Annotated in this window: 21 protein-coding genes; 9 read left to right on the top strand and 12 right to left on the bottom strand. The window is 29.8% G+C overall.

Annotated features, from left to right (window positions below):
* From Y592_RS02260 to Y592_RS02220, 9 genes are read left to right on the top strand one after another with little or no spacing between them, the layout of a single operon-like run.
* Nucleotides 1-279 carry a DUF503 domain-containing protein gene (locus tag Y592_RS02260; RefSeq protein ID WP_075665441.1) on the top strand — a complete coding sequence of 93 codons (279 nt, stop codon included), beginning with the start codon at nt 1-3 and terminating at the stop codon, nt 277-279.
* The gene (yqeK, locus tag Y592_RS02255; protein WP_075665440.1) at nt 276-866 is read left to right on the top strand and encodes a bis(5'-nucleosyl)-tetraphosphatase (symmetrical) YqeK; all 591 of its coding nucleotides are present in this window, start codon (nt 276-278) and stop codon (nt 864-866) included. Before Y592_RS02260 ends, yqeK begins: the two co-directional genes overlap by 4 nt.
* Entirely contained in the window at nt 863-1,546 is a 684-nt protein-coding gene (locus Y592_RS02250) for a hypothetical protein (protein WP_075665439.1), read from the top strand. The genes yqeK and Y592_RS02250 overlap by 4 nt, the downstream gene beginning before the upstream one ends.
* A 3-nt stretch (nt 1,547-1,549) precedes the next feature.
* Nucleotides 1,550-1,969, top strand: a complete 420-nt coding sequence (locus Y592_RS02245) for a hypothetical protein (RefSeq protein ID WP_075665438.1) — start codon at nt 1,550-1,552, stop codon at nt 1,967-1,969.
* Nucleotides 1,970-1,984: 15 nt separating this feature from the next.
* A complete protein-coding gene (locus tag Y592_RS02240) occupies nt 1,985-2,776 on the top strand; it encodes a tRNA (adenine-N1)-methyltransferase (protein WP_075665437.1) in 792 nt (263 codons plus the stop codon).
* Nucleotides 2,769-3,974: a S41 family peptidase gene (locus Y592_RS02235; RefSeq protein WP_075665436.1), complete on the top strand. Its 1,206-nt coding sequence runs from the start codon at nt 2,769-2,771 to the stop codon at nt 3,972-3,974. Before Y592_RS02240 ends, Y592_RS02235 begins: the two co-directional genes overlap by 8 nt.
* Nucleotides 3,971-4,489 (top strand): hypothetical protein, encoded by a 519-nt coding sequence (locus Y592_RS02230; RefSeq protein ID WP_075665435.1) that lies wholly within the window; start codon nt 3,971-3,973, stop codon nt 4,487-4,489. The genes Y592_RS02235 and Y592_RS02230 overlap by 4 nt, the downstream gene beginning before the upstream one ends.
* The gene (locus Y592_RS02225) at nt 4,482-4,871 is read left to right on the top strand and encodes a hypothetical protein (protein WP_075665434.1); all 390 of its coding nucleotides are present in this window, start codon (nt 4,482-4,484) and stop codon (nt 4,869-4,871) included. The genes Y592_RS02230 and Y592_RS02225 overlap by 8 nt, the downstream gene beginning before the upstream one ends.
* Nucleotides 4,872-7,187, top strand: coding sequence for an efflux RND transporter permease subunit (locus Y592_RS02220; RefSeq protein ID WP_075665433.1), 2,316 nt, complete (start codon nt 4,872-4,874; stop codon nt 7,185-7,187).
* Here Y592_RS02220 and Y592_RS02215 read toward each other — a convergent pair.
* From Y592_RS02215 to Y592_RS02160, 12 genes are read right to left on the bottom strand one after another with little or no spacing between them, the layout of a single operon-like run.
* A complete protein-coding gene (locus Y592_RS02215; protein ID WP_075665432.1) occupies nt 7,184-8,182 on the bottom strand; it encodes a lysylphosphatidylglycerol synthase transmembrane domain-containing protein in 999 nt (332 codons plus the stop codon). The genes Y592_RS02220 and Y592_RS02215 overlap by 4 nt on opposite strands.
* Nucleotides 8,166-8,918 (bottom strand): glycosyltransferase family 2 protein, encoded by a 753-nt coding sequence (locus Y592_RS02210; protein WP_232218210.1) that lies wholly within the window; start codon nt 8,916-8,918, stop codon nt 8,166-8,168. The genes Y592_RS02215 and Y592_RS02210 overlap by 17 nt, the downstream gene beginning before the upstream one ends.
* Nucleotides 8,918-10,054, bottom strand: coding sequence for a glycosyltransferase (locus Y592_RS02205; RefSeq protein WP_232218209.1), 1,137 nt, complete (start codon nt 10,052-10,054; stop codon nt 8,918-8,920). The genes Y592_RS02210 and Y592_RS02205 overlap by 1 nt, the downstream gene beginning before the upstream one ends.
* Nucleotides 10,054-11,439, bottom strand: a complete 1,386-nt coding sequence (locus tag Y592_RS02200) for a hypothetical protein (RefSeq protein ID WP_075665430.1) — start codon at nt 11,437-11,439, stop codon at nt 10,054-10,056. Before Y592_RS02200 ends, Y592_RS02205 begins: the two co-directional genes overlap by 1 nt.
* 1 nt (nt 11,440) lies before the next feature.
* Nucleotides 11,441-12,580, bottom strand: coding sequence for a hypothetical protein (locus Y592_RS02195; RefSeq protein WP_075665429.1), 1,140 nt, complete (start codon nt 12,578-12,580; stop codon nt 11,441-11,443).
* Nucleotides 12,581-12,591: 11 nt separating this feature from the next.
* Nucleotides 12,592-13,233 carry a RadC family protein gene (gene radC, locus Y592_RS02190; RefSeq protein WP_075665428.1) on the bottom strand — a complete coding sequence of 214 codons (642 nt, stop codon included), beginning with the start codon at nt 13,231-13,233 and terminating at the stop codon, nt 12,592-12,594.
* Nucleotides 13,184-13,780, bottom strand: coding sequence for a Maf family protein (locus Y592_RS02185; RefSeq protein WP_075665427.1), 597 nt, complete (start codon nt 13,778-13,780; stop codon nt 13,184-13,186). Before Y592_RS02185 ends, radC begins: the two co-directional genes overlap by 50 nt.
* Entirely contained in the window at nt 13,749-14,222 is a 474-nt protein-coding gene (locus Y592_RS02180; RefSeq protein ID WP_255407170.1) for a Gx transporter family protein, read from the bottom strand. Before Y592_RS02180 ends, Y592_RS02185 begins: the two co-directional genes overlap by 32 nt.
* Nucleotides 14,223-14,236: 14 nt before the next feature.
* A complete protein-coding gene (locus tag Y592_RS02175) occupies nt 14,237-14,578 on the bottom strand; it encodes a NusG domain II-containing protein (protein ID WP_075665426.1) in 342 nt (113 codons plus the stop codon).
* Entirely contained in the window at nt 14,565-15,761 is a 1,197-nt protein-coding gene (gene hutI, locus Y592_RS02170) for an imidazolonepropionase (RefSeq protein WP_075665425.1), read from the bottom strand. The genes Y592_RS02175 and hutI overlap by 14 nt, the downstream gene beginning before the upstream one ends.
* Nucleotides 15,762-16,511: an undecaprenyl-diphosphate phosphatase gene (locus tag Y592_RS02165; protein ID WP_075665424.1), complete on the bottom strand. Its 750-nt coding sequence runs from the start codon at nt 16,509-16,511 to the stop codon at nt 15,762-15,764.
* Nucleotides 16,512-16,522: 11 nt separating this feature from the next.
* Nucleotides 16,523-17,188, bottom strand: a complete 666-nt coding sequence (locus Y592_RS02160; RefSeq protein WP_077287154.1) for a hypothetical protein — start codon at nt 17,186-17,188, stop codon at nt 16,523-16,525.
* Nucleotides 17,189-17,203 lie beyond the last annotated feature (15 nt).

The raw sequence follows: 17,203 nt of genomic DNA, 5'->3' as shown, positions 1-17,203 counted from the left end.
ATGCCGGTAAGTTTTTTGGAAATTGATATAAAACTTTTTGGCATAAATTCTCTAAAGGAAAAGCGCTCTATTGTTAAAAGACTTCTTAGTGAAATAAGGTCAAAGTATAATATTTCTGCAATTGAATTGGCTAATCAAAATTCAAAAGAAATTTTAACCTTAGGAATAGCATTTGTTAGTTTAGATAAGTCGTCTACCTTTAGAACTCAAGAGTCTCTGATAGAATATTTGGAGAGAAAATACACGGTTGAAAATGTTTACAAGGAGGTGTATGATTGATAACGAATTACGATTTGGATGAGGTAAATAAAATAGTGCAAATTTTGGTAAATAAAGAAAGGTTACCGCATGTATTAGGAACGGCAAAATTTGCCTCTACCCTTGCGAAAATACATGGATTAGATACAAGGATTGCAGAATTCTTGGGTTATATTCACGATGTGTTCAGAGATTTACCAGAGGAAAAATTGTTAAAAATGTCAAAGGCGTATGGAATAGATATAACTTTAGAAGACAGGATGCATCCTATTTTGTTACACGGGAAGATTGCCGCAGAATACATTAAATTTAGATTTAGAATTGTTGATGAAGATATTTTAAACGCCGTTAGATATCATACTTCCGGATTTAAAAGTTTTGGAGTGTATGGGAAACTGCTTTTTCTTGCAGATTCATTGGAAGAGACAAGAAATTATCCAAAGGTTTCTTATTTAAGAGAAGTTGCCTATAAAGATTTGAATATGGCTTTTTTTGAAGTTATGAAAAATAAGATAATGTATGCACTTTCTAGAAATTTGTTCATTTTAAAGGAGAGTGTTGAATGTTGGAATTATTTGATAAGTAAAAGAAAAGGAGGATTAAAATGAGAAGGAGAAGGAGAAATTCAGTGGGAATTTGGATTACGCTTTTGATAGTCTTTGTATTGTTGGTTATTTTTGGATTTTTCTTTTGGAAAGTATTTACCGTGAAAAATAGTCCAGAGTTTAATGGTGAAACAAAAACTCAATATTTGTTTATTGATAAAGAAAATAGTGAAGGTTATTATATAGTGGTGGATAAAACCATGAGGATGGTGAATATAATTAAGGTAAAAAATCACATGTATCACCCTGAATTTAGCAAAGAGATAAATTTTTCAAGTCCAGTGTTATCCTTGGAAATCTTGAAAGATATGTTTAATACAAATGCAGTGTATAGTTATTATGCAATATTGGAATCAGGGAGAGTATTGGAACTTTCTAAGAAATATGGATTTAATTCTACAAATTTTGGAGAGTTTTTGCAAAGAATGACTTCTAGAGGTTTGAAATTGTTTGATTATTTTACATTAGATAATGTGGTGAAAATATTTAGACCTGAAACAACTTTGACGAAGCCTGCTTTGGCTAAGTTATTTGATGCTTTGGGTAAATTTAGTGTGAGAATAAGGGAACTTCCAACTATTACGAAGTCATCAATAAAGATAAAGGTTGGGGATAAGACATTGGAAAGGTTGTACATTGATTTAGAAAAATTAAATCAGTTGAAAAACGAAATAGGGGGATAAATTATGAAAAAAACAGTTATTTTATTAATGATAGTTTCTATATCTTTGTTTGCAATTGAGTTTTATGGAAGTTGGAATTTTACATTCGATGGAACTGATAATAGCTTTTATTCAATAGGTATTGGTTTTCCTATTTCTATGAACAACAATACGGAATTTGGTTTTTCTATGCAATGTCTGATGAATAGTTTTTCATTTGAAAATTATGGAAAATACATTAGAAAAACTTCCTTTGGAGAATTTGCTATATACGGAAAAGGTGGAGCGATACTTGGTTTTTCCCTTGATTCACTTGGATATGTGGTTTTAGCAGGAGTAAGGTATTATTTTAAAAACTTTTTTGTCTCATTTTCTTATTCTGTTTTGTACGTAAAAGCGGAAAAAATTCAAACGATACCTATTGAAATAGGATATAGGTTTTAAAGAGGAGGAAAAGTCTTGGTTAAAGAAGGAGATAAAGTCTTATTATACGGGGAAGATGGTAGTAAGATTATTATAACGGTGGAAAAGGGAAAGAAAAAAGGTACACATTTAGGACATGTTAATATGGATGATTTGATAGGAAAAGAATATGGAGATCTCATTTCTTTTGGAAAAAAGGAAAGGACCTTTTATATATTACCCCCTACATATATAGATTTGATATTTAATATGAAGAGGAGAACGCAAATAGTTTATCCTAAAGATGCATCCTACATATTATTCAAATTGGATATAAAACCTGGTAGTAGAGTTATAGACACTGGTGTTGGAAGTGGCGCAATGTGTGGTGCTTTTGCAAGGATTGTGGGAAACAAAGGAAAGGTTTACGGTTATGAAAGAAGAGAGGATTTTTATAACCTTGCAAAGAAAAATTTGGAAGGCTGGAACTTGGATAAATTTGTTGAGTTAAAGTTACGAGATATTGCTCAAGGATTTGACGAAATGAATATAGATGCTTTGTTGTTAGATGTTCCCGATCCATATAACTATATCCAGCAATGTTGGCAAGCACTAAAAGGTGGAGGAAAGATAGGTATAATTTGCCCTACAACCAATCAAGTCCAACAAGTTCTCGAAAGGTTGTATGAATATCCTTTTATAGATGTTGAAGTATGGGAAAATTTAATGAGAAGGTTTAAACCAAATCCGGAGAGGCTAAGGCCTTTTGATAGGATGGTGGCACATACTACTTACCTTGTTTTTGCAACTAAGGTTTTGAGAAAAATGGGAGGTGTTTTTGGTGAATAAGAAAAATTATATTACAATTACCCTTGTTCTTATTGGTTTGTTTATAGGTTCTATTTTTTTAAGTGGAGCAACTGAAAAGACGTTTCAAGAACGTTTAACACCTCTTGCCGAAACTTTGTATTATATTTTAAATTATTATTACGATATGAACAACGTAGATGTGAACAAAGTAATTGATTTAGGTATTGATGGATTGATAAAGGGATTGGGGGATGATTTTAGTTATTATTACAACAGTGAAGTTTACAAAGAAAGAGAAATTGAGAATAAAGGTGAGTATGGAGGCTTGGGGATAGAAGTTACTTATGATCCAAAATCCATGGCGATAAAAATAATTAGTCCGATGTATGGTACTCCTGCGTGGAGAGTTGGTTTAAAGTCAGGTGATTTAATTATTAGTATAGATGGAACGCCTGTAAAGGACGTTTCATACATGGATGCAGTTAATATGATGAGAGGAGAGCCAGGCACCAAGGTAAAGCTTACAGTGTTGAGAGGAGAAGAAGTTTTAGAATTTGATATTGTTAGAGAGATAATAAAAATTACTCCTGTAAAGTATGGATTTGTTGAAACAGAGATGGGAAGAATAGGTTATGTAAGACTTACGCAATTTAATCAACCTTCTTCTAAAAAGTTAGAAGAGGCTTTGAAAAAGATATATGATAAGGGAGTTACAGCTTTAATACTAGATTTAAGGGATAATCCTGGAGGTTACTTGGATAGTGCGATAGATGTTGCAAGTATGTTCTTAGATAAAGAAAAGTTAATTGTGACGGTTGAACCAAGGGTTGGAAAAATTGAAAGATATTTGAGTGAAGGTAATAATTTCCCAAGAGTACCTATGGTTGTATTGGTTAATGGAGGTTCAGCATCGGCATCTGAAATAGTAACAGGTGCACTTAAAGAAAATAATAGAGCGGTTGTAATTGGGAAAAAGACATTTGGTAAAGGATCAGTTCAACAGGGCTTCCCATTAAGCAATGGCGGCGTTGCGTTTATTACGATAGCACACTACAAAACACCAAGCGGAAAAGATATTCATAGAGTGGGAATTGAACCTAATATATATATAACCGATGAAGCGACAAGGTTAGAACACAAAGAAGAAGTGGTGGATTATACAAAAGAGTTTACCAAGGTGGATATAGATGATCCTTATATTAAGAGGGCAATACAGTACTTTCTTGAACAAAAATGAGAATTGCATTTATTTCGCTTTTAATTTTGCTTGTTAATGTTGTTGTTTTACTTTCTTTTTTGGTTGTAAAGAACTTAAATTCGGAGATTGTAGAAATACAATCTCCACCTTTTGTCTTATTTGTTAATCCTTACTTTGATTATGTAAGAAAATTTAAAAACATGTTAATAATGCAAAAAATACTTTCCGAAAACTTGATATACGGTGATTCCCCTTTTTTAGTTGAAAGTAAAAAAGTTTTGGATAGCGTGGAATATTATTTTAAAATCTTTAAAGTAGATTATAGAAAAAAATATGTGTTAAGGAAATATTGGTGGGGGAGTATATTTTTTGAGGCTTTAATTTACGATAGATTTGTGTTTTACTATGTTCCACATATAAGAAAAGGTGAAAGTAATTTATCCTTTGGAGAAGCAGTTATCAAAGTGTTAAAGGGTGAAAGTGTGAATTTTGATGTAAAAAATAAGATTGAAGAAGAACTTTTGAAAAAATATGGGGTTGTTAAATATGATTAGAAGTATATTGGTTTTTTTTGAATTTTTGGTTGTGTATGTGCTTTCTTCATTTGTATTACATGTTGAAAAATTTACACTATCTTCTTTTGTTTTGGGATTTTTTGCGATATATTTTCTCGTCTTTAGTATAATTGCTTCTTTAGATGGAAAAAACTTTCTTTTTAATGAATTATCCCGTTTTTGGTTTTATGCATTTGTTCCGGTTTTTGTTTACCTAATATTTTTAATAAATGTGTTCTTCCATATCTCCGTAGATTCTAGATTTTCTTTTCTTTTTTGTTTTTTGATTTCAAATTTTAGAAAATTAGATTTTGAAAGTAGAAAAAAAGTTGCAATTTTAAGGCTTTTTGCGTTCTATGTGTTTATTATGGGGGTGAGATGATTGATAGAACGCCTTGGAAAGTTTTTAATAAATCATTCAAGGTTGATAATAATTGTTTTTTCGGTTTTTGGATTATTTCTTGGCGTGTATAGTCTTATAAATTTAAAGGTGAATGCAGAACTTACAGAACTTGCACCAAAAAATATAAAGGAGTTTCAAGATTTAGTTAAGTTTACAAAAGAAAAGGTGATTTCAAACACTTTGTTGATAGTCATTGAATTAAATAATGGTGTAAATGCCGGTAAACTTGCATATGAAATGAAAGATAAATTTGAAAAGACAAGTTACATTTTAAAAGCAGAGGCATTTGACAATCCGGAAAATCTTATAAAATATGGGATTTTTACCGTGGATGAGAACAGTATTGACAGTATAATTGGTTATTACAATGCAGTTGTAAATGTAGAACCACGTTCTGTGATTGATTTTAGATTTTGGAGAAATTTAGGAAGTGCAATTTCTGCGGTATCTAATTTTGCAGATGATTTTTTTTCAAGAAGTGGAATAAAAAAATATTATCTTATTTCCGATGATAAAACTCTAATGTTAATGAATTTCTCAATGGTTAAACCTGTAACGGATGTTAAATTTTTAAGTGTGGCAATCCCCAAGTTAAAGAAAATTGCCGATGATATATCTGAAAAGTTTGGTGTGAATGTACTCTTTAGTGGTTCAGCAATGAGTAATTATACGGGCAATTTACAAGTGTCAAAGGATTTTCAAATTACTACTTTGGTATCTTTAGTAGGGATTTCCATTTTGCTTTTAATTTCGTATGGGAGCACAAGTACTATGTTTTTTTTGTTATACGTTATGATTCTTGCTATGGGAACGAGTTTGGGGATAATTGTGTTTTTGTTTAAAGAGATAAATATAGTTACATCCTTTGTTAATGCAATGTTATTGGGACTTGGTATAGATTATGGAATACATATAACCGCTAAAATTCATGAAAATTTAAGATTGTATGGGAAATCATCGCAAAGTATAATTGAAGCTATTAAAGAAAATTTTATACCTTCGTTTATTTCTGCAATTACAACTTCTATTTCTTTATTTGCGCTTGCATTAAGTCCGTCTCGTCCACTAAAAGAAATGGGTATTTCTTCCGGAATAGGTGTATTGGTATTTTATACGTTTATGAATTTTTTAATTCCTGCGCTGTATTCGAGATTCTTTGACAGAATTAAAGTTCCAAAAAAAGAGTATTTTTCCAAATTTTTGGAATTAACAAGAAGGTTTAAACCTATAACTTTTTTTGTTTGGGGTGTGGTTATTGTTACGAGTTTTGGAGCATATTTTGCCTTTAAAAACTTTTCGTATACTCCTCCCGGACTTGTCCCCAAAAACTCAGAATTTAACATAGCTTTAAAACTTGCAGAGGAAAAGTTTGGAGAATTTGGAATAGGTCAGATAGTGCTGGGTGCAAGAGATTTTGAATCGTTGAAGAACATAAAGAAAAAGATAGAAAATTCAAGATATTTTTCTAACACATTTTCCATTTTATCATTTATGAATGATCCTGAGAGGTTAAAAGAAATAAGTCCGGCATTTTATTGGAAGATAAACCAGATAGTTAGTGAGCCTATACTTGATATAGTCTTTAAGAAGTATGGTTTGTACAATAGTTTAATTGAAACTTTGGGACTTTTGCAATCTGCAAAAACGTTTGAAGATGTTGTTTCTAGTATAGAAAAGGATATTCCAGCGTTGTTTTTTTACGATACAAATGGTAACAGATACTTTTTATTGTATGCAAAAGAAAAGCTCAATTTGTGGGAAAATAACAATTTAAAGAAAATATTTGATAACGAGTTAAAAAGTGAAAAGGTTTTTGGATATCCTGCATTATTTTACAAAGTTATGGTATATTTAGTTGATTCTACAAAAAATGCGGTGTACTTTGTCTTTTTGGCTATTATATTTACATTGTTTGTTGATCAAAAAAGTTTAAAAAAATCATTAAAAATAACTTTTTATGTTATATTATCCATTTTGTCTACAATTGGAATAGGATATTTGATTTTTAAAATAGAATTGACGTTTTTGAATTTACTTATTATTCCCATTTTCTTAGGAATTGGTGTGGATAGTATGGTTCATTTGTCTCACAGTGTTTTTTATGGGAAGGAAAGCATAATGAAAACGGAAAAAGCCGTTACTGTATCTGTTTTAACTACTGTTATAGCGTTTGGTAGTTTTCTGCTTGCACAAGGCGAATTGTTAAAGGAATTCGGTGAACTTGTTGTAATAGGATTGGTAGTTTCATGGTTTGTAAGTGTGTTTATTTTCTTAAATGGAGTGAATAAAAATTAGTTTGTTTTCTTTTTTATTAAAGGTATTAAAATAATTGTTCCTATTATTATTAGAAGGTAATATGAGAGGAATCTATAAAATAATACGCCTTTAATAATAGCTTCTTTATCTGTAGCAAATTCGGATAAAACATTGGTATACACTATTTCAAAGCTTCCACTAGCACCAGGTGTTGGAACCAAAAATGCCACAGCGTTTACTATGTTTGTTATGGAAAAAAACTTAAAAAAGCTTAAATTCATATTTGTAAATATTGATATGGAGTAGTAAAAAACATAACTTTGAAAAATTAATAGTAAAAACATCATTATAAAGTCCACTAATATTAACTTTTTATGTTCGTTAAATATTTTTTTTATTACCATATCAAGCTTGTGAAACCAATTTTCCAGTCTTTCAAAATTAACTATTTTTGAAAGAAAATTCCACTTCTTAAAAGTATGTAGAAGTTTTATAAATGTTTTTGGAAAAACTATTCCAAAAAGTATTGCAATTGAGGATGCAAGTGTCAGTATTAATCCTAAAAATATAATTTTATTTGAAATACCGTAAATTTTATTAGATAAAAAAACAATATAGTTTAAATCAATAAAGAACATTAATGAGATCATTTCAAATAGTCTTAGAAATACGATCTGTGTAGCATATGCTGAATCAACCCCATGCTTGTTTAAGTAGTATATTTGAAAAGGTTGACCACCCATTGAAAAAGGTGTAACTGATGAGAAATATCCCGTAACAAAACATGAGTTTATCGAAGATATTAAGTTTATTTTTTGATTTAAGGTTTTAAAAACAATATAATGCTTAATGCCGTCTAGTATAAAGCTCAGTAATACGAGAATAATTGCACATAAAAATTCTTTGTAATTAATCGAAAAAAATATCGTTTTTATTATGTTTTTGTTTAATGAAAAACTGTAAAAGAGCAAGATAACTCCGGATATAATAATGGATAAAATAATTCCTATAATAATTTTATTTTTCTTTTTCATTCTTCCTCCTGTAATATTCTTTTGTGTAATAAGTGCTGTAGGTTATCTTGTTGATATTGAAAGCCACATCTGCCCATAAATCAAAAGCTTTTTTTAAGCTTTTTAATAATCCTTCTTTTTTAAATCTTCTATTCGATGTTAGAACTAGAAGAAAAGGAGAAAATGAGACCTTACCAAGGTTGGATAATTTTTTTGCAAGACGAAAATCTTTTGATGCTAAATTATTTGTGGTATCGTATCCACCTGACTTTAGATAGCACTCTTTTTTTATTGCAAAGTTAGCGGCACCTACTATATATGTCTTTGTGAATATTTTTGAAAGAAAATCTGATGTTATGTAAAAGAGCCACACAAAAAAGTTTGAGAATTTGTTGTTTTCGATAAATAGAAAAGGTCCATAGATTGCACAAAGATTTTTCTTCTTTTTGAATTTTTTTACAATTTTTTCAAAATAATCTTTTGGATATATAGAGTCTGCATCGCATGTTATCAATATATCTCCAGCTGCATATTTGAACCCTTTTACTATTGCATTTATTGGGCCCTTTTTTTTCTCAAAAAGTACATTTTGTGTGTATTTTTTCGCAATCACTACGGATTTATCTGTACTTCCGTTATCTACAACTATAATTTCAAAATTCTTATACGTTTGATTTTTGATGCTTTTTAACGTGTTTTCAAGGCTTGTTTCTTCGTTTAAAACGGGAATTACAACAGAAATTTTCATAAGTTTCATTAAAGTTTTTCCCTCTTTACTTTATACCACTGAATTTTTTTATTAAACGGACCTATAATATAACTGTAAATTAGCACTAAGAGTTCGAAAATCATTAAAATGGGTACGTAAAAGAAAGAATAAACAAGTGAGAAAAAACCAAATTGTCTACTATCAAGAGAACTAACCCACATCAAAATAAATACTGAAATTATTAATCCTAGAACAAATTTTAACATTCCAATGTGAAAAAACATATCTAATACTATGGATATAAATGGTAAGAAAATTATAAATCCTACCAACATGTAATAGAATAAAAATGAAAAATTTCCCTCTTTTATACGTTGAAACATTTCTCTAAATCCACCTATATACCATCTTTTATGTTGTTTCCATAAATCTTTGAAATTTGTTGCAAATTGGATATTTATATAGGGATAAGTAGAATAATATTCTTTTACTTTTAGTTTTGACAATTTTGTGGCCATGCTAAAGTCATCAACTAATGTTTTCGGATCAATAGGAAGTATTTTTTCAAGAAGACTTCTTTTAAAGAAGACACCATTTCCCATAAATATCATTCTAACTATTATATTTGAATAGAAAATAGTTTTTACAAAATTGAAATAAATTTCTTGAATAATGAATACGGGTTTAAATTTGAAATTGTATGCTTCGAAGTTTGTAAAGATCATTTCCACTTTTGGATTTGAAAAGCAAAAGATATGGGATGAAATGTAATTTTTTGGAATTCTTGCATCAGCGTCTATGAATAGTATAATATCACCTTTTGCGATTTTCATTGCTTCGTTTATAGATTGTGGTTTTCCTTTTTCTCCCTTCTTTTTTATAACTTTTAAATTTTTGTATTTTGTTTCGAGTTTTTTTGCAAGCTCATATGTCTTGTCCTTAGAATTATCATCTATCACTATTATTTCAATATTCTTGTAGCTACTGTCTGCTACAGTTTTTATTGTGTTCTCAATTACCTCCTCTTCGTTATAGCATGGGATTATAACAGAAACTAGCGGATTGTAATCTGGATTTCTATTTTCGTGAAGGTAATTTGTTCTCTTTTCATTTTTGTATTTTCCATAGAGTACTATTATCAAAGAGATTAGTATATTTAATACATAAAATGCCACTGTAAACATTATATTTTCACCTCTGTACTAAAAATAAATAGTATATTGTCGTTTACTTTAAAGATGTTAAATTTAAAAAAGTTGTATACAACTAAAAGGTCAATAATATTATACATCAAATCAGTTGATTTTTCTATTTTTATACCTTGTGGTGACACATTTTCATTCCATGCATCCCAAAACCACTTCCATCTTATTTTTCCATCATCATTTACCGTACCTTTGACAAGAAAATTATATGTAAATGAAATTTTTAAATTTTCTATTTTGTAATTTCCACCCATGGAGACCATTGTTGCGTCTGGACCATATCTGAATCCAAGTGGAAAATCTGCAAGTGCCCTCCCAGGACTGTTATTGTTATCAAGATAAAAATGTCTTACGTTTATCCTTAAATACGGAAGGTAATTTGTAATATACATCCACTCGCTTGTAAAATCGTATTCAAACCAAATATTAAAATTATCAAGATTAAATTCAATACCTAAATTATATCCGTATGCATTGGGTTTGTAATCTTCTGTTTCTGTTGGGGTTATATAGTCGTCAAGTGCAAATTCTCCAAATATTTTAAGGTTTTTAAAACTATACGAAAAATCTACAGATGATAAGACGTTTGAATAGCCTTCGCCATATGTGTTGTGAAAAAACATTAGTGGATTTAAATCAATTAAATCTGGTGCTTTTCCACCTACTACGTTTAACTCACCTATTGCTATTCTAAAATCATCTAAGAAGAACTCAAATCTGTGTGCGACAATAGTTTTAAATGGTTCAAAAAAATATAAGTTTGGTGTGTGTTTTTCGTAGTAGTTTTCTTGAATGTGCTTTTCTTCTTTTGTTAGAAGTGGAAAAGAAGAAATAAAATGGTAAGTATAAGTGAAATTTTCAAATTTTTTTGAAATTGTAAGATTATCTTGGAAAGTAGTATCTGATATTGTAATGGGATATTTTGAATCCCCCCATTTAATGGGATATCTTCCGATGCCTATAAATAGATCTTTTTTTAGATATCCAAGTAAAAAGTTTTCAGGCCCGTTCATATCAAAAGATGTAAATGAAAAATTTAAGAAAGGATCTTTAATTTTTACAGTTGTTTCTTTGGAAAATGGTACATTGGTATAGAGCACAAAATTATTATTTTGAAATAAAATCTCAAAATTTAGATAGGGAGGGATTTTTTCAAAGATATAGAATCCGCTTTCTGCAGGATTTAAAGCCCTTCCAGGTCCATCGCCTTTTAGAATATAACTTTTCTGCCAGTTTCCAAACGCATAACTTAGGTTTATTTGTAACCCATTTTCTAAATTTTCGATATAGTTTGTGGTAAAAAATGAAAATTTTGAAAATGCAACTATAGAAATCAATTGAAGAATTAATATTATCTTTTTCATATTAATCACCGTATATTAGTTTACAATGTTTTTCCGAAAATAATAACCTAACAACTTCTGGATCAAAGTATTCAACGTAGAAGTCGTACTCTGGATTTTGGTGGATAATGTCGAATATGTTTCCACTCAATTTTTTTTGATAACCTCTGGGAATATAATAAAATTGCTTTAAACCAACAAACGTTTCTTTCTTAAAAAATAGTTTAATTTCGTATTTTTCCACTTGATTTTCAAATTTACTAAAAAATATCTTTGATTTTTCAAACAAGTTGTTGTTGTAATAGAAGAAACCAAAAAATAGATTATATTCTGGGGTTTTTTCGAACCTTTTTAGGTTATTGAGATTTATTTCACGGCCATTTAATAGTGCCCAGGCGGTATTTGCAAAAACTGATTTTATACAGTATGGTCTGTTTGGTGGTATCTTTCCTTCAATTAAACTGTAGTTTGTGTTTAGACAAAAACTTTTGGTGTTTTCTGATTCAAAGTTTTTCTTTTTGATGAAAAATAGAGTGAGAGACGGAAAAACTTTTGTTTTAATTATGTTTTTTAAGGTATTTGTATCTATTTGGTTCCCCATATAGGCATCGAGGATAATTTTAAAAAAGCTATCTATATTTGAGAGTTGAGATAATATTTTTGAAAAGTTTTTGGATAATCCATTTGCAATGTAATACTCCAAAAGTAATAGATAAGGGTATATGGAATGCGTATTGTTTTTGATAAATTCGACGATTTCGTTTGATATGTTTTGCTTTTTATAGAGTTTTGTAAGTAGCAAGTTGTATTTTGAAATTACCGTATTTTGGTTTAAAAACTTGCTAGCTTCATCGAAATTTCCCTCTAAAATGTTTATTAATGCAAGAAATATTTTGTCGGTGATGGAAAATTTTCTTAAAGTGTTGATTATTTCTTCAATACTTGCATCATAATCTTGCTTATTGATATCGAAAATAGTGTAGCTATCTTCTTTTGAAATGTTTGCTTTTTTTATAAGTTTTTCTTTTAATTTTTTTATATCTTTGCCGCTTTTAGGATTATTTTTAATCTTTTCTTTTTTCTTTTTCCCAGTTTTTACTAATTCCTTTTCCAATTTTTTTTTGAGTTCTAAAATATTTTTTAGTTTATCTTCTTTTTCCATTTTGACACCCCTTAAAGTAATTTATTTTTTTTAAAACTGTAAAATCCATTTCCAACAATTATATGGTCAAGCAACTTTATACCTATTATTTCCCCTGCTTCCTTAATTTTAAAAGTTAAATCTTTGTCATTTTTACTTGGCTTTACATCTCCAGATGGGTGGTTGTGTACTAGAATGATGTATGCTGCGGAGTTTTTAATAGCTTCTCTATAAATTTCCCTGGGATGTGCAAGACTTGTGTCTATAAGTCCGATTGTTATATCTTTTGAAGTAATTTCTGAAAGTTTAGAGTTGAGCATTATTACCCTTACCACTTCTTGATCGTATTGTTTCATATCTTTGCAATATTCGTATACTAATTCAGGTGAATTTAATGTTTTTCCTTTTCTTTCTTCATTTAAAAGTCTTTTTGAGAGTTCGATTGCTGCAAATATTGTAGCAGCTTTTGCCTTGCCAAGTCCTTTTACATTACATAAATCTTCTATACTTGCTTTGCTTAATTTTAGAAGACTGTTGTCAAAATATTCGAGTAATTTTTTTGAGAGTTCAAATACGTTTTTATCTTTTGTTCCAGTTCTAATTAGAATGGATATTAGTTCATAATTAGAAAGTTTTTCCGCGCCATCCACCAGAAGTTTTTCCCGTGGAAGCATTTATTATCCCCCTATCCCACAAGATATCCCAGACTTTTGAAATTGGAAATCCCATAACGTTGTAAAAATCCCCCTCTATTTTTTCTACAAGTATAGCACCAAGCTCTTGGATACCATATGCACCTGCTTTATCAAATGGCTTTGACGTATTTATATAGTATTTTATCAATTCATCAGTTAAAGGTTTAAATTTCACATTTGTTTTTTCACAAAATGTGATTGTTTCATTTTCTGTTAGAATGGTTACTCCAGTGTATACTGTATGCCAATTTGCTGAAAGGGTTTTAAGCATATTGTATGCTTCATCGTAATCTTTAGGTTTTCCAAAAATTTTGCCATTAAAGTAGACAATTGTATCTGCTGCAATTATTATACCTTTTTCTTTAATACTTTTTGCTTTAGTGAGTGAAAGTTTTTTTACCAATTCTTCTGGATTTTTTTCATTTATGTTTTCGTTTATATTTGGTGGTATCACTTTGAACGTGATATTTAGCATTTTGAATATGTCTATTCTTCTAGGAGATGTTGTTGCCAAAATTAGATTCATTAAATATCTCCTCCATTTTTTGTGCAAGGATGGCATTAATTATTGCAGAAATAATGCCAAGTCCAATCATTAGTGGTAAAAAAGAAAATATAGAGTTACTCCTTATGATTATACTTCCAACTAAGACTTGTGTAAAGTTATTTGCAATCATACCTATAACGCTTATTCCAATGTATCCAAAAAAATTTAATTTTGAAAATAACCATTGAAAGGTCACAGCTGCGATTATACCAAAAAAGCCCATAAAGAAAGGAGGGGTAAATATTGTTCCGGTAAATATACTTCCAATTAATGTTTTTAAAGTGCCTACTAACACTCCACCTTTAAAGCCAATGTTTAATACGGTGTATAATATTACAAAATTGGAAAACCCCCATTTTCCAGCAGGTACAGGATATGGAATGTATTTTTCTATAACAAACATTACGGAAGATATTGACACCAAAAGGGCGTATATTACCAGGTTTGTAATTCTTGTTCTTTCGATTCTACGACTATCTTGTTTGGAACACAAATTATTTTTCCTCCTTTGTCTATTTTACCAGTTTTTTCGCAAATCTTTAAAGGACAAGTTGAATCTGTTATCCAAGCTTTTTCGCCGTCAAAGTGTACAATTGAAAGGACTTTTCCATTGTTATCTTTTATTTTGTATGCTCCGGGTTTTGTTAGTTTTAAATAGAGTTCCCCGTTAACTTTTACCACGAAAATGGAATTTTTACTAACTTTTGGAAAAAATATTACGGAAAAAAGGACTATTATAAGGATTAAAACAATGTCTGCACGTTTAAAAAACTTCATACATAGTCACCTTTCCGTTGATTATAATACCTCTTAGAAAGTTTTGATCAAACATATAGGGAATATCCAAAAATTCATTTGTGTTCCAAAGGGCAATATCACATTGAAATCCCGGCTCTATTTTTCCATTTTCAATTCCAAGCACATGTGCAGCGTTTAAAGTGTAAGCTGTTAAGATTTCTTCTGGTTCCATTTTTAAAAATCTTATGGCAAGATGCATAACAAACGATGGTGAAAAGATTGGACATGAACCAGGATTAAAATCAGAACCTAAAGCAACTGCCGCACCTTTATCAATGATTTTTCTTGCATTTGCAAATGTTTCACCAAGGTAGAAACTTGTGCCTGGCATTAATGTTGCAACTGTATTTGATTTTGAAAGTAAAGCTATTTCTTCTTCATCTATTTTTAATAAATGATCTGCAGAGACTGCATGTAACTTCACCGCAAGTTTTGTTGCACCGACATTTGCTATTTCATCTGCATGGAATCTTAATTTAAATCCCCTTTCTTTGGCAAAATTAAAAAAATCCTCAATATCTTCCGGGAGAAACACACCTTTATCGCAAAATACGTCTATTGTATTTGTGAAACTTTTGATATCATCTAGCCATTCTTTTACATTTTTTATATATTCTGTTTTATCACTATCCTTTGGAATTGCATGTAACCCCAAAAATGTTGGGATCACTTTCACATCCTGTATTTCATTTAATATTGATATCGCTTTTAGCTGTTTTATTTCACTTACTTTTTCAAGACCGTATCCACTTTTCCCTTCAATTGCACATATTCCGTTTTGTTTTAAGAGGTTTAAATATTTAATGTTTTCTTTTACTATTTCATCTACAGTTGCGTTTCTTACCATCTTTACGCTGCTGTGAATTCCCCCACCTTTTTCGAATATTTGAGAGTAGGTTTTCCCACGTGCTCTCATGTAAAATTCATTTGCACGTTTTCCATAGAATGGAATGTGTGTATGTGCATCTACAAAGGCGGGAGTTACAAGTTTTGCATTAATTGTATAATCAGATTTTGATTTGTGCTTTTTTATGTCCAAAATTTTTCCATGATCAATTATCACATCTACGTCAAATGCCTCGAATAATTCTTGCATTTCTTTTCCTTTTTTTGGAGTATTTCCCGTTGGAGTTAAAAGATGATCAGCATGTATCTTGAACATTTAAATCCCCCCTAATATAAATGAGAGAATAGATGCAAATAGACAATATATGGAAAATATCTTAAGATTTTTTGAGATAGTAGCTTTTTTAAGTATAAATAAGCTAAATAAACCGAATATGAAAGCAACTAGCGCAGAGGTTAAATAGATTGTATTAATAGACATGTTTTTTACACCTAGTATACCTGCCCCTAATATTACGGGAATACTTATTAGAAAAGAATATTTTAACGCTAATTCTCTTTTTAATCCTATCATTAATGCGCCAAATAGTGTGAATCCACTTCTTGATATTCCTGGGAATATTGCCAACGCCTGAAATAAACCGATTGTTAATGCATCGGTATATGTTATTTCAAAATAATTTTTCTTTCCCTTTAGTTTGTCGGAAATAAAAAGCGCGGCGCTCGTTACTAAAAAGAAGAAAGAGATAATTTTAAGATTTGAAATGGAAGATTCCACTTTGTTTTCAAATAAAAGACCAAAAATTGCTGCAGGTATTGTAGAGACAATAATTTTAAGTACAAGATTTATATAATTTTTTTCAAATTTAAAAAATCCTTTTATTATTTCAAATAATTCTTTCCATACAAAAATTATAATTGCGGCTAATGTTGCAAGATGTAAAAGTGCAAAAATAGATAAATTTGAATCTATGTTTAGAATTTTTGAGAACATACTTAAGTGTCCAGAACTTGAAACGGGTAAAAATTCGGTAAGACCTTGTATGATTCCAAGAATTATCTCCATTTTCTTCCTCCTTAATGTGTTATTCTCCCTGCGTATGGCCTATATGTATATATTTTTAATTCTTTTACGTTTAAATTGTTTAAATATTCTTTAGCAGAATCGATATCTGGAAAAGCGCCTAAACAAAGTGAATAGAAGATTTTATTATTCCTTTTAAATTTTATTGCAAATGATGAAAAGCCATTTGATCTTAGATTTAGAATATCTCTAAAAATAGGTTCTGCATTTTCACCTGTTTTTAAGAATATTGTGTATACACTTTTTCCGGCAAGAAGACCTGGGAGCCTTATCTTTGATGGTACTACTAAAAAGTATGTATCCTCTGATAACTTGTTGATTAAAAAATTTTTACTTAACTTTACTATTTTAAGGGCATTTTGTGAGTCTACCACAAAGGTGGAAACATCTGTGCTGTATTCTAAGATATCAAGTGAATGTACTAACAGTTTATCATAATTAAATGTTTCAAATTTGATCATAGTAGTTGTGGAATCTAATGAAAAATCTGGGAGCTTTTCACTCCCAGTTACATTTCTGAATTCAAGTTTTTTTGGAATGTATACAACATCTACGTTTACAGAAGATTTTTTGATGTACAGATAAATAGTTGATATTAGAAGTAGTAATGTTATTAAAGATAAAATAAGTATAAGAGTGCTTAGTATTTTTAATTCCAAGGGTGTAAAAGAACG

It is taken from the genome of Thermosipho sp. 1070 (assembly GCF_001682135.1).
In the GTDB taxonomy this organism is placed as follows: domain Bacteria; phylum Thermotogota; class Thermotogae; order Thermotogales; family Fervidobacteriaceae; genus Thermosipho; species Thermosipho affectus.
Note: the sequence above shows the minus strand (reverse complement) of the source record. Positions and strands in the feature narration are given on the sequence as shown.

Coding starts and splice junctions, on each gene's coding strand:
- Y592_RS02260 (WP_075665441.1), top strand. CDS start 1: ATGCCGGTAAGTTTTTTGGAAATTGATATAAAACTTTTTGGCATAAAT.
- Y592_RS02250 (WP_075665439.1), top strand. CDS start 863: ATGAGAAGGAGAAGGAGAAATTCAGTGGGAATTTGGATTACGCTTTTG.
- Y592_RS02245 (WP_075665438.1), top strand. CDS start 1,550: ATGAAAAAAACAGTTATTTTATTAATGATAGTTTCTATATCTTTGTTT.
- Y592_RS02230 (WP_075665435.1), top strand. CDS start 3,971: ATGAGAATTGCATTTATTTCGCTTTTAATTTTGCTTGTTAATGTTGTT.
- Y592_RS02225 (WP_075665434.1), top strand. CDS start 4,482: ATGATTAGAAGTATATTGGTTTTTTTTGAATTTTTGGTTGTGTATGTG.
- Y592_RS02215 (WP_075665432.1), bottom strand. CDS start 8,182: ATGAAAAAGAAAAATAAAATTATTATAGGAATTATTTTATCCATTATT.
- Y592_RS02210 (WP_232218210.1), bottom strand. CDS start 8,918: ATGAAACTTATGAAAATTTCTGTTGTAATTCCCGTTTTAAACGAAGAA.
- Y592_RS02205 (WP_232218209.1), bottom strand. CDS start 10,054: ATGTTTACAGTGGCATTTTATGTATTAAATATACTAATCTCTTTGATA.
- Y592_RS02200 (WP_075665430.1), bottom strand. CDS start 11,439: ATGAAAAAGATAATATTAATTCTTCAATTGATTTCTATAGTTGCATTT.
- Y592_RS02195 (WP_075665429.1), bottom strand. CDS start 12,580: ATGGAAAAAGAAGATAAACTAAAAAATATTTTAGAACTCAAAAAAAAA.
- radC (WP_075665428.1), bottom strand. CDS start 13,233: ATGCTTCCACGGGAAAAACTTCTGGTGGATGGCGCGGAAAAACTTTCT.
- Y592_RS02185 (WP_075665427.1), bottom strand. CDS start 13,780: ATGAATCTAATTTTGGCAACAACATCTCCTAGAAGAATAGACATATTC.
- Y592_RS02175 (WP_075665426.1), bottom strand. CDS start 14,578: ATGAAGTTTTTTAAACGTGCAGACATTGTTTTAATCCTTATAATAGTC.
- hutI (WP_075665425.1), bottom strand. CDS start 15,761: ATGTTCAAGATACATGCTGATCATCTTTTAACTCCAACGGGAAATACT.
- Y592_RS02165 (WP_075665424.1), bottom strand. CDS start 16,511: ATGGAGATAATTCTTGGAATCATACAAGGTCTTACCGAATTTTTACCC.